This is a genomic window from Salinifilum ghardaiensis (assembly GCF_054491345.1).
Genome location: NZ_CM137101.1, coordinates 576,456 through 587,285 on the forward strand (window position 1 = coordinate 576,456; position 10,830 = coordinate 587,285).

The 10,830-nt window shown below is 70.4% G+C and carries 16 protein-coding genes; 10 read left to right on the top strand and 6 right to left on the bottom strand.

Annotated features, from left to right (window positions below):
• The first annotated feature begins 26 nt into the window (after nt 1-26).
• Together ACVGV0_RS02625 and ACVGV0_RS02630 are read left to right on the top strand one after the other, a co-directional pair.
• A complete protein-coding gene (locus ACVGV0_RS02625) occupies nt 27-740 on the top strand; it encodes an ABC transporter ATP-binding protein (RefSeq protein WP_459158253.1) in 714 nt (237 codons plus the stop codon).
• A gap of 64 nt (nt 741-804) precedes the next feature.
• Nucleotides 805-2,484, top strand: a complete 1,680-nt coding sequence (locus ACVGV0_RS02630; RefSeq protein ID WP_459158254.1) for a DUF262 domain-containing protein — start codon at nt 805-807, stop codon at nt 2,482-2,484.
• A gap of 138 nt (nt 2,485-2,622) precedes the next feature.
• Here the strand turns inward: ACVGV0_RS02630 and ACVGV0_RS02635 are convergent, their stop codons facing one another.
• Complete coding sequence (locus tag ACVGV0_RS02635) at nt 2,623-3,744, bottom strand: NADH:flavin oxidoreductase (RefSeq protein ID WP_459158255.1); 1,122 nt, start codon at nt 3,742-3,744, stop codon at nt 2,623-2,625.
• Between the two features lie 255 nt (nt 3,745-3,999).
• Here ACVGV0_RS02635 and ACVGV0_RS02640 point away from each other — a divergent pair, with 255 nt between their 5' ends.
• Complete coding sequence (locus ACVGV0_RS02640) at nt 4,000-4,446, top strand: RrF2 family transcriptional regulator (RefSeq protein WP_459158256.1); 447 nt, start codon at nt 4,000-4,002, stop codon at nt 4,444-4,446.
• Between the two features lie 204 nt (nt 4,447-4,650).
• Nucleotides 4,651-5,481: an oxygenase MpaB family protein gene (locus ACVGV0_RS02645; RefSeq protein ID WP_459158257.1), complete on the top strand. Its 831-nt coding sequence runs from the start codon at nt 4,651-4,653 to the stop codon at nt 5,479-5,481.
• Nucleotides 5,482-5,515: 34 nt separating this feature from the next.
• On the opposite strand, the gene ACVGV0_RS02650 is transcribed toward ACVGV0_RS02645, so the two are convergent.
• Together ACVGV0_RS02650 and ACVGV0_RS02655 are read right to left on the bottom strand one after the other, a co-directional pair.
• Nucleotides 5,516-5,947: an acyl-CoA thioesterase gene (locus tag ACVGV0_RS02650; RefSeq protein ID WP_459158258.1), complete on the bottom strand. Its 432-nt coding sequence runs from the start codon at nt 5,945-5,947 to the stop codon at nt 5,516-5,518.
• 168 nt (nt 5,948-6,115) lie between these two features.
• On the bottom strand, nt 6,116-6,697 hold the full coding sequence (locus ACVGV0_RS02655) for a TetR/AcrR family transcriptional regulator (RefSeq protein ID WP_459158259.1): 582 nt from the start codon (nt 6,695-6,697) through the stop codon (nt 6,116-6,118).
• Between the two features lie 78 nt (nt 6,698-6,775).
• Between ACVGV0_RS02655 and ACVGV0_RS02660 the strand changes: the two genes are divergently transcribed.
• The 3 genes from ACVGV0_RS02660 to ACVGV0_RS02670 all read left to right on the top strand — a co-directional run bounded on the left by ACVGV0_RS02660 (nt 6,776) and on the right by ACVGV0_RS02670 (nt 8,455).
• Complete coding sequence (locus tag ACVGV0_RS02660; protein WP_459158260.1) at nt 6,776-7,954, top strand: cytochrome P450; 1,179 nt, start codon at nt 6,776-6,778, stop codon at nt 7,952-7,954.
• A gap of 175 nt (nt 7,955-8,129) precedes the next feature.
• A complete protein-coding gene (locus tag ACVGV0_RS02665) occupies nt 8,130-8,282 on the top strand; it encodes a hypothetical protein (protein ID WP_459158261.1) in 153 nt (50 codons plus the stop codon).
• A complete protein-coding gene (locus tag ACVGV0_RS02670) occupies nt 8,270-8,455 on the top strand; it encodes a hypothetical protein (protein ID WP_459158262.1) in 186 nt (61 codons plus the stop codon). Before ACVGV0_RS02665 ends, ACVGV0_RS02670 begins: the two co-directional genes overlap by 13 nt.
• Nucleotides 8,456-8,574: 119 nt before the next feature.
• On the opposite strand, the gene ACVGV0_RS02675 is transcribed toward ACVGV0_RS02670, so the two are convergent.
• The 3 genes from ACVGV0_RS02675 to ACVGV0_RS02685 form a co-directional block, all read right to left on the bottom strand.
• Nucleotides 8,575-8,772 carry a DUF397 domain-containing protein gene (locus ACVGV0_RS02675; protein ID WP_459158263.1) on the bottom strand — a complete coding sequence of 66 codons (198 nt, stop codon included), beginning with the start codon at nt 8,770-8,772 and terminating at the stop codon, nt 8,575-8,577.
• Nucleotides 8,773-8,970: 198 nt separating this feature from the next.
• The gene (locus ACVGV0_RS02680) at nt 8,971-9,171 is read right to left on the bottom strand and encodes a DUF397 domain-containing protein (protein WP_459158264.1); all 201 of its coding nucleotides are present in this window, start codon (nt 9,169-9,171) and stop codon (nt 8,971-8,973) included.
• On the bottom strand, nt 9,168-10,025 hold the full coding sequence (locus ACVGV0_RS02685) for a helix-turn-helix domain-containing protein (protein ID WP_459158265.1): 858 nt from the start codon (nt 10,023-10,025) through the stop codon (nt 9,168-9,170). Before ACVGV0_RS02685 ends, ACVGV0_RS02680 begins: the two co-directional genes overlap by 4 nt.
• Before the next feature lie 129 nt (nt 10,026-10,154).
• Here ACVGV0_RS02685 and ACVGV0_RS02690 point away from each other — a divergent pair, with 129 nt between their 5' ends.
• Genes ACVGV0_RS02690 through ACVGV0_RS02700 form a run of 3 tightly spaced genes read left to right on the top strand, consistent with a single transcriptional unit; the run spans nt 10,155 to nt 10,826 of the window.
• On the top strand, nt 10,155-10,376 hold the full coding sequence (locus ACVGV0_RS02690; protein ID WP_459158266.1) for a zinc finger protein: 222 nt from the start codon (nt 10,155-10,157) through the stop codon (nt 10,374-10,376).
• Nucleotides 10,373-10,573, top strand: coding sequence for a hypothetical protein (locus ACVGV0_RS02695; protein ID WP_459158267.1), 201 nt, complete (start codon nt 10,373-10,375; stop codon nt 10,571-10,573). The genes ACVGV0_RS02690 and ACVGV0_RS02695 overlap by 4 nt, the downstream gene beginning before the upstream one ends.
• A 28-nt stretch (nt 10,574-10,601) precedes the next feature.
• Nucleotides 10,602-10,826 (top strand): hypothetical protein, encoded by a 225-nt coding sequence (locus ACVGV0_RS02700; protein WP_459158268.1) that lies wholly within the window; start codon nt 10,602-10,604, stop codon nt 10,824-10,826.
• The last annotated feature ends 4 nt before the right edge of the window (nt 10,827-10,830 follow it).

A 10,830-nucleotide genomic window follows, 5' to 3' on the forward strand; every position in this document is an offset into this window, starting at 1 on the left:
CTCCGCGTCGCAAGGAGATCGCAACGATGAGTCTGCAGCTGTCCGACATCACCCTGACCTACCCCGACGGTGACGGCCGGGTCACCGCCCTCGACCAGGTCGACCTCGACGTCCCCGCCGGCAGCATCACCGGTGTGCTCGGCCCGTCCGGATCCGGCAAGTCGAGCCTGCTGGCCGTGGCCGCCACCCTGATCACCCCGGACTCCGGGGACGTGGTCATCGACGGCACCACCGCGAGCGGGTTGGGCATGGCCGAGCGGGCGAGCCTGCGCCGCGCGCGGATCGGCGTGGTGTTCCAGCAGCCCAACCTGCTGGACTCGCTGACCGCCCTCGAGCAGCTCCAGGTCATGGCGCACCTGGCCGGCCGCCACCCGCGCACCGCGCGGCGGCGCTGCCTCGAGCTGCTCGACGCGGTGGGGCTGGCCGAGCATGCGCACCGGCGCCCGCACCAGCTCTCCGGCGGGCAGCGCCAGCGCGTCAACATCGCCCGCGCCCTGGTCAACGACCCCGCCGTGCTGCTGGTCGACGAACCCACCAGCGCGCTCGACCACGAGCGCGGTGCGGCCATCATCGAGCTGCTGGTCGGCCTGACGCACCAGACGGCCGCGGCCACGGTTCTGGTCACGCACGACAGGACCCACCTCGCCGGCACGGACGCCCTCGTCGAGGTCGTCGACGGCCGCGTCCCCGAACCCGCTGCGGCCACCCGCGACGGTGCGCGCACCTGCGGGAATGCATGATCAACAGCGGTTAGGATCGAGCCCGACGCACTGATCGAGCACGGTTCCGCAGGGGTTGACCCACGTGAAGCAGTTGGAAGCGAACGAAGTCCCGCTCCACAAGATCTTTTCCAGCGACTACGACTTCAGCATCCCCGACTACCAGCGGCCCTACGCGTGGGAAGTGGAGCAGGCGGAGCAGCTGTTCGACGACCTGGAGGAAAGCTTGGGGCGGGACCAGGAAGAGCAGTACTTCCTGGGCTCCGTCGTCCTGGTGAAACCACCGGAGACGTCGAAGGCGGACGTGATCGACGGCCAGCAGCGCCTCACCACCCTCACGATTCTGCTGGCCGTCCTCCGCGATCTCGCTGAGGATGAGAAGGTCGCCGCCACGTTGGACGAGATGTTGCGCGAACCCGGAAATCCGTTGCGGGGGCTCGAATCCAAGCCGCGGTTGGAGCTGCGGCCCCGCGACGCCGACTTCTTCCGGAAGTACGTGCAGGAACCGGGTGGAAGCGCGGAACTGCTCGCTTTGCGCACGGAAACGCTGGAGACGGAGTCGCAGCGCGCCATCCAGTCGAATCTCGAGGCGTTCCGCGACAAGCTGTTGAGGTGGTCGGACGCCGATCGGCAGCGCCTCGGCGCCCTCGTGGCCGACAACACCTACCTCGTGGTCGTGCAGACCTCGGACGTGGAGAGCGCGCACCGCATCTTCAGCGTCATGAACGACCGCGGGCTCGACCTCTCCCCGGCGGACATCTTCAAGTCCAACGTCATCGGCGCCCTGCCGGAAAGCGTCTCCGAGGAGTACGCGGTGAAGTGGGAGGACGCGGAGCAGTCGCTGGGGCGGGACGAGTTCGCCGGGTTGTTCCTGCACCTCAGGATGCTCTTCGCCAAGGAGCGCGCGAAACGCGTTCTGCTCAAGGAGTTCCCCGAGCACGTGCTGAGCTGGTACCTGCCGGGACGTGCCGAGGAATTCGTCGACGACGTCCTCCTGCCGTACGCGGCCGCGTACGAGCGCATCCGCGACAGGTCGTACTCCGCCTCGGGCGGGGCGGAGAAGGTCAACGCGTGGTTCAAGCGACTCGCGCAGTTGGACAACAACGACTGGGTTCCACCGGCCCTGTGGGCGTTGCGCTGGCACGACTCGGAGCCTGAGTGGCTGAACACCTTCTTGATGAAGTTGGAGCGGTTGGCAACGAGCATGTTCATCCGCCGGGTGTACACCTCGCCGCGGGTGGACCGGTACGCAGCCTTGTTGCGCGAGCTCGACGCCGGGCACGGACTCGCAGCCGAGTCGCTCGAGCTCAAACCCAACGAGAAGCACGCTACCGTCGCGCACCTCGACGGCGATCTGTACCTGAGCAAGAAGGTGCGCAAGTACGTGCTCCTGCGGCTGGACGAGATGTTGGCGGGACCGGACGCGGGTGTCACCTACGACGGCAAGGTCATCACCGTGGAGCACGTCCTGCCGCAGAACCCGGAGGAGGGCAGTGCGTGGTGCGCCGCCTTCACCGACGATCAGCGGGAGCTGTGGACGCACCGCATCGCCAACCTCGTCCTGCTCAACCGCTACAAGAACTCGCAGGCGCAGAACTACGAGTTCGAGAAGAAGAAGGCGCGGTACTTCACGACGAGGGGAGGTGTCACGCTGTTCGCGCTGACCTCCCAGGTGGTCAGCAGCAGCGATTGGACTCCTGATCTTCTTCAGCAGCGGCAGCAGGAGCTGCTCGGCGTGCTCACCGGGGAATGGGACCTCGACTGAGCTCCGGGTGGGCACGACGACGTAATCCTGCGCTGACGGGATGACGCTGAGGGCGGAACCCCGACCCGCTGATCCCGGGCGGGGTTCCGAGCACCTGCCGCTTCGAGTCGTTGGGCGCTGCGGCTCGGCCCGGACGGCTCAGCGCAGCGTGGTCAGCGCCTCGCGGGTGAACGGGACGAGTTCGCCCTCGCGGCCATCGAGGACCTTGCGGCTCCACTCGGGGTCGGCCAGCAGCGCGCGGCCGACGGCGACGAGGTCGAACTCCTCGCGCTCCAGCCGCTCGGCCAGGCCTTCGACGCTGGCCACGTCGGTGCCCGCACCGCTGGCGAGGCTGGCCGGGTCGAACACCGCGTCCAACCCGACCGAGCCGACGGTGATGACCGGTTTGCCGGTGAGCTTGCGGGTCCAGCCGCCGATGTTCAGGTCCGCACCGGTGTCGGGGAACTCGGGTTCCCAGTAGCGGCGCCCGGAGGCGTGGAAGGCGTCCACCCCGGCCTCGCTCAGCGGGGCGAGCACCGCCTGCAGCTCCTCCGGGGTCTCGGCGAGCTTGGCGCCGTAGTTGTCGGCCTTCCACTGCGAGAAGCGCAGCACCACGGGGAAGTCGCGCGAGACCCGCTCGCGCACGGCCGCGACGATGTCCGCGGCGAACTTGGTGCGCTCGACGGAGGAGCCGCCGTAGGCGTCGGTGCGCCGGTTGGTGCGCTCCCACAGGAACTGGTCGATCAGGTAGCCGTGCGCCCCGTGCAGCTCGACGCCGTCGAAACCGGTGCGCTCGGCCTGCTGCGCGGCCTCGGCGAAGGCGCCGATGATGCGTTCGACGTCGGCCAGCGCGAGGTCCTGCCCGGCCCGCGGGGTGCCGTCCAGCGCGATGCCGGAGGGGCCGACCGGGGGCGCCTCGGGGAACGGCGGCTCGCCGGCCCGGCGCTGGATGCCGACGTGCCAGATCTGCGGCATGATCTTCCCGCCCCGCGCGTGCACGGCGGAGACCACGTCGCCCCAGCCGGCCAGCGGCTCCTCGCCGTGGAAGCGCGGCACGCCCGCCCGGTCCCCGGCGGAGGGGTCGTCGACGTAGGTGCCCTCGGTGATGATCAGGCCGGTGCCGGCGGCGGCGCGCCGGGCGTAGTAGGCGGCGACGTTCTCGTCGGGAACGCCGCCGGGGGACTGGTCGCGGGTCATCGGGGCCATGACCAGCCGGTTCGGCAGCTCCATCGACCCGAGGGAGAAGGGGCGGGAGAGTGCCTGCGCGGCGCGAGCGGACATGCGGGCGTCCTCCTGGTGCACGCGGAAAAATGTTCGTAACAAAGATACACTTTAGGGTGCCGGTGGATCGGCCGGCGCAGCGGGAGGACCGAGCGGGGCGGGAAGCTGCTGCGCCGCTCGCCTGGCGAGCGGGTGCGCCCGAGCGCGACCGGCGATCCGCGCGGCCACTTGCCCGGAGGGCGTCACCGCGCCCGTTGCTAACCTGGGCCCGGGCAGTGCTGCCGGGCGCGGCCGACGGAGGGAGGTGTTGCCGGCGTGCTGGACATCCGCTTCTCCAGCGCCCTGATGGCGATGCTGATCCTCGCGGTCGCGGAGGAGGAGGGCTCCCCGACCCTGAGCTCCGCCCAGCTCGCCGAGAGGTTGGGCACCAACCCGAGCCTCGTGCGCAAGCTGATCCTCCCGCTCGGGCAGGCCGGACTCGTCGTCTGCGCGAAGGGGCGCGCGGGCGGGGCCCGGCTGGCGCGGCCCGCCGGGGAGATCACCCTCGCCGAGATCTACCGCTGCTCGATGGGCGACAAGCCGCTGTGGCACTGCCGCTCCGGCAACGAGCGCGAGTGCCACGTCGCCGCGAACGTGCAGGCCTACTTCGCCGAGCTGACCGCGGAGGCCGAGCGGGCCGTGCTCGCCGCGCTCGGCGACCGCACGCTCGCCGACGGCGTGCGCGAGCTCCAGCGCCGCGACCGGGAGCCGGCGCAGGGCTGACCCGCGGGCCCGCCCTTGGTCCGGTAGGGCGTCGCGGGCAGGGCGGAGCACCACGAGCGGAACCGCGCCGCTCCCGTTCGGGCTCGTCCGCGCGGCTGCGCCGGAACATCTGACGGGCTCGCCCGCCCGCCCGCGCTCGATGCCCGCCCGCGCCGCGGCCGCCTGCTAGCGTCTGTGCGCGGGGTTTTCGCGCGGAGGGGTGCCATGGGTGCGTCGACGAGACGGCAGGCGGGCCGGTTCGAGGATCTCGTCACCGGTGCCGGCCTCATGGCCGGAGCGGCGAACGTCATCATGCAGCTCGGGCGCCCCGGCGTCGGCCACGGCGTCCTGGAGAGCACGGTGGACAGCGGAAACCTGTTCCACCGCCCGTGGAAGCGCGCCCGCACCACGTTCACCTACCTCGCCGTGTCCACCATGGGCAGTGACCGGGAGAGGGAGGCCTACCGCCGGGCGGTCGACCAGCAGCACGCCCACGTCCGCTCGGGCGAGTCCAGCCCGGTGGAGTACAACGCCTTCGACCCCGAGCTGCAGCTGTGGGTGGCCGCGTGCCTGTACAAGGGCTTCGAGGACTCCTACGAGGCCCTGGCCGGTGCGCCGCTCGCCGCGGTCGAGCGGGAAGCCATCTACGCCGCCTCCGCACCGCTCGGCACGACGCTGCAGGTGCCGCGGCAGATGTGGCCGAGCAGCCGGGAGGAGTTCGAGCAGTACTGGCAGCAGAGCTTGGAGAAGGTCTCCATCGATCCGCCGGTGCGCGACATGCTGCTGGCCGTCGCCGACCTGGAGTTCCTGCCCGCGGTGCTGCGGATCCCGTTCGCGCGGTTCAACCGCTTCGTCACCACCGGCTTCCTGCCGCCGACCTTCCGCGAGCAGATGGGGCTGCGCTGGGGCGAGCGGGACCAGCGCCGCTTCGACCGCCTCACGCGCGGCGTCGGTGCCGTGGCGCTGCGCCTGCCCGCGCTGGTGCGCCGGTTCCCGCTCAACGCCTTCCTCGCCGACCTGCGGTGGCGGATGCGCAGGGGAAAACCGCTGGTGTGAGCCGCCGCTGCCGCAGTTCGCCGGCCCGCGGGCTTCACCCGCCGTCGCGGGAGGAAGCGGGGAGGAAGGCGTCGCGGACGGTGTCCGGGGGCGCCGTCGGGGTGGTGGTGCCGGTGCCGATCCAGACGTAGCGGTTGGTGACCTCGGCCACCAGGTCGTCACCGCGGTGCACCTCGAAGCGCAGCACCAGCGACGTCGTGCCGACGCGTTCGGCGCGGACCGCCACGACGAGTTCCTCGTCGAAGTGGCACGGCGCCAGGTACCGGACGTTGGACTCGGCCACCACCAGGTCGACGCCCCGCGCGAGCAGCTCGGCGTGCGAGCCGAACAGCTCCTTCACGCACTCGAAGCTGGCCATGTCCGCGTACGCGAGGTAGTGCGCGTTGAAAACGACGCCCTGCGGGTCGCATTCGTGGTAGCGCACCCGCAGTGGCATCCGGGAGAGCGGTGTCGCAGCGTTCGTCATCGGGTGAACGTATCCCGGGAACGGCGGTACGCGCGAAGCAGCCCGGATCTGCCGGGCTCGTTCGCCGGTGCGGCAGTTCCGCGGGCGGTGCGCGCGAGCACCGACCGGGCCGGACCAGCTCGAACCGCACGCCGCTGACGGCGCGCCGGCGCCGCCCGCAATGCCGCGTCACCCCTCGGGCGGGCCGGCCAGCAGCGAGTCCACCAGCGCGCGCATGGTCCCGGCCAGCTGCTCCGGCGGCACCGGCTGGCCGGCGTCCAACCAGGTCAGCGCGGTGTCCACCACGACCGCGGGCAGCAGCGCGGCCACCCAGGCGCGGTGCTCCGGGTCGGGGAAGTGCGCGTGCAGCCGCTCTTCGGTCCGCTCGGTGCCGTCGAAGCCGAGGTCCTCGGCGTAGTCGGTGAACTCGGGCTCGCGGCGGGCGTGCCGGTAGAGCAGCCGGAACCCGTCCGGGTTGTCCCTGGCGGCCAGCGCGTACTGGTGGAGGGTGTCCACCGCCGGGTCGTCCGGGTCGCCGACGGCGGTCTGCAGCCGGTTCCTGGCGTCGCGCAGCACCGCGAGGTAGAGGTCCCGCTTGGAGTCGAAGTGGTGGTAGATGACCACCTTGGTGACCCCGGCCTCGGCGGCGACGTCCTCCAGGCTGGTCGCGGTGAACCCGCCGCGGACGAACGCGCTCGCCGCGGTGCGGATCAGCTGCGCACGCCGCTGCTCCTTGCGCAGCAGCTGCCGGGACTTCCCGCTCTCACCCATGTGGAGCCACCGTACTTGTCGATCCGCGCGAAACTCTATACTCTCAAGTATAAACTCCTCAGTTCAGGAGGACGCGCCATGGATCAGCTGCCGTTCCACCGGGACGACGACGTGCTGGAGGTGCCCGAGCGGTTCCACGAGCTGCAGCGCGAGGCACCGGTCGCGCGGGTGCGCACCCTCACCGGCGACCCCGCCTGGTTGGTCAGCGGCTACGAGCCGCTGCGCGAGCTGTACGGCGAGCAGGCGCTCGGCCGGTCGCACCCGGACCCGGACAACGCGCCCACCACCTCGCCTTCGTCCCTGCAGGGCGGCCCGAAGGGCGGCTTCGACACCCAGCAGGAGGAGCACCGCCGGATGCGCAGGCTGCTGACGCCGGCGTTCTCCGCGAAGCGGATGGAGAAGCTGCGGGCGCGGATCGGCGAGCGGATCGAGGCCGTGCTCGACGACATGCGGACCCCGCCGGTCGACCTGCACGCGGTGCTGTCCGCGCCGCTGCCGGTCATGGTGATCTGCGAGCTGCTCGGCGCGCCGTTCTCCGACCACGACCGGCTGCGCACCTGGTCGGAGGGGATGGCCGACCTGACCGACGCCGCGGCCTCCGCGGCCGCCCGCGCGGAGTTCGAGGCCTACACCGCCGAGCTGATGGAGGCCAAGCGCCAGCAGCCGGACGAGGACGTCATCTCCGACCTGGTGCACGCCGACGAGGGCGCCGCCCTGCCGGTCGAGGAGGTCGCCCGGCTGGCCACCGGCCTGCTGTTCGCCGGGCACGAGACCACCATGACCCGCATCGACCTCGGCACCCTGCTGCTGATCCGCAACCCCGAGCAGCGCGCCAAACTGCTCGCCGACCCGGAACTGCTGAAGGGCACCGTCGAAGAGGTCCTGCGCATGACCGTGACCCCCGGCAAGACCGGAGGCGTCGCCCGCTGGGCCGCGCACGACATCACCGTCGGCGACATCACCATCCGGGCCGGCGAGGCCGTGCTGCTGGCCAACGGGGCCGCCAACCGGGACGCCGACGTCTTCGAGGACCCCGACACCTTCGACATCACCCGGTCCCCCAACCCGCACATGGCCTTCGGGCACGGCGCGCACTTCTGCATCGGCGCCAGCCTCGCCAGGATCGAGCTGCAGGAGGTGTTCGGCCGGCTGTTCCAGCGGTTCCCCACCCTGCAGCTGGCCGTCCCCGACGAGGAGCTGCCGGTCAACCGCGACAAGGTCACCGGAGGCCTGGCGGCGCTGCCCGTGACCTGGTGAACCGGGAGCCGGGATCGTTCGGCCGACGAGTCACCAGCGGCACCAGGCGCGGACGCCGAGCTCGCCGGTGCTTCCGAGGTCGATGGGGATCGTGCTCCGCTCCTCCCGAATCGCCCACGGGCGCGCGCCTCGTCGATACGGTCGGCGACGAGGCGCGATCACGGGAGGAGGGTCCATGCGGACCGTTCGGCGAGGACCGGTTGAGGAGCAGTCCTCCTCGGCCTTCCGGCAGGCCGCGGAGGGCGCGGTCGTCCCCGCGGGGCAGCTGTCGGTGGCACTGTCCGGTGCTGGTGCGGTTTCCGCGCTCGTGAGCCGGTGCATCTGCTGATGAGCGTCCTCGTGGTGGTGGCAGCGCTGTTGCAGCTGCTCGCAGCAGTGGGCGCAGCGGCAGCCGTGCGCGGGCAACACCGGATTCCCCGCTCGCGGCTGCACCTGCTGGGCGCACTCAATCTGGGGGCCTTCGTCCTGCTCGTGGCAGCGTTGCTGACCGACGCGGTCTGATTCGGCGAACACGCTGGTCAGCAGGGGTGAGCGGTATGGGCATCGTCCACACGGACACCAGCCCGAAGGTTCGGTGAGCACGGTTGGGCAGCTCGCGGGGTGCTGTCGTTTTCGGCGGTTCAGCCGGTGAACCGGTCGGTCTTCACGGCGTGCAGGAAGGCGTTCCACTGCTGGCGGGTGGTGGTGAAGTACCCGAGGTCGCGGTCCTTGGTGTCGCGCACGGCCGCGCCGTCGTCGATCCGGCCGACCTCGACGCACGTGCTCGTGTTGACGCTCCGGCTGGACTTGCGCCAGTTCGTCGGTGTTGTTCGCGTCACGGCTGGACGTCCTCTCTAGCTGTTCGGCGCTCCCGGCCGCCAGCTTCTTGCCCGATCACCAGTTTCTTGCGCGCTCAAGGAATGCGGGCTTTTTCGACGAGGTTACGAAGTTCCGCACTGCGGCGCGTGGTCCATCCGAGCGAAAAGCGCCCTCGACGCGTCGGTTCCGCGTCGAGGGCGCTGGTGGAGCGGCGGCGTTCAGCTGCTGAACTTGCCGGTCTTCACCGCGTGCAGGAAGGCGTTCCACTGCTGGCGGGTGGTGGTGAAGTACCCGAGGTCGCGGTCCTTGGTATCGCGCACCGCCGCACCGTCAGCGATCCGGCCGACCTCGACGCAGTTCGTCTGCGTGCTGCTGCGGGTTGACTTGCGCCACCCGTGTGGTACGTGCTGTAAGTTCATCGTGCCGCCTCCATTTCCTTGATGACACCGGAGATGAGCTTCTCGGACTCGGTCGGGCTCATCGCCGATTTCTTAACCCTTTCCACTGCGTCCTGGTACGCACTGACGTCGTCAGGTTCGTGGAAGAACAGTGCGGCCCGCCGATTCTCCAGGTGGACGATCGGAGGAGCGTCTTCGGAGTTGATCAGCATGAACGGCCCTTCGAGGGCGGGCGTCCATCCAGCGCTTGCAGGTATGACCCGCACTGTCACGTTGGGCAGCGCGGCGTAGTCGAGCAGGTGTTTTAGCTGCTCGATGACGACGGTGCGCCCGCCGATCTCCTGGCGGAGTGCAGCTTCTCCGATGAGGGCGAGCAGGGTGGACGGATGGCGGCGAGTGAGTACCTCACGTCGGCCGATGCGCACCACAACCCGGGTTTCGATCTCGTGTTGGGGAACATTGCCGGCGACCATGATCGCTCGTGCGTAGTCGGACGTTTGCAGCAGCCCGGGGATGAGCAGTGGCGCCACATCGGTGATGTCCGTGGCTGAGCGTTCGAATTCCAGGAGAGCGGCCATTTGCCGCTCGCGGTCACCGGACTGCACCGAAAGCCAGTGCGGAGCGTCGGTGCCGCGGGCCATGTCCAGGAGTGCTGCTCGCTCCTGTCCTGATATTCCGAGGGCGGTGAGGATGGAGGCCACGTCTTCCGGGGCAGGGTAGCGGCTGCCGCTTTCCCATCGGCTGATCGCGCTGTGGGATATGCCGAGCTGCGCTGCCAACTCCCGCACGGTCAACTCGGCTGCCTTCCGTGCCCCGCGCAAGCGTGATCCGAGAGCCCGAGATTTCGGGGTGCCGTTGCTGTTGGTGACAGCCATGCACCAAAGCATAGGGCACGCAAACGGGGCAGCTTGTCGCCCGTTCAGGGTGTTGATCAGCCGGTTCCGTTGGTGACAAATTCTGTCACCACGTCACCAAGCAACGAGCGATCTACTGAGGGGCGAGGCATGACCTACCGACCGCACCCGTTCTCGTGGTGCCCCGGCGGGGGAGCGCGCCACGCGACGACCAGCCACCGGCCGCAAAGCGGGACCGATGTGACGGCGTTGTGCGGCGCGGCCGTCACCGCCGACCACAGCGATGTCGCGTGGCTCTGGCCGACCTGCGCGGAGTGCAACGCGGCAGCGCACGACATGGCCGGAACGCCGAAGGCGAGGCGATCCGGATGAGCGCCGCCGATCACCACCTCGCGTGCCAGATGCGGAAAGCCTCGCTGATGTTGCACCACGCCACGGAGAACGTGCCGATCGGTCGCGTGGACGCGCATCAGCGGCGCGCGATGGCCGAGGCGCTGGAGATCCTCGCGCGCGAACTGCGGCAGGAGAACGCGGTGGAATCCGTGATCGAGGGGGAGGTCGTCGAATGACCTGGAAGCACAACCGCGAGGTCCAGCGATGAGCGCCGCGGAACTGCTCCCCACCGGGCGCGTGCGCCCGCGGCGGATGAGCTGGTCGGGCACGCTGCCCGTGCCGCAGCCGTCGACGTCGCACCTGGCCCCGGAGACGCCGCGGCAGCGGTCGCGGAGCCGTCCCGAGATGCCGCAGCCGCTCGGTGGCTCCGGCTGGCGCCGCGACGCGACGACGCTGCGGCGACTCCTCACCGCGCTCGCCGCCCTGTGACGGG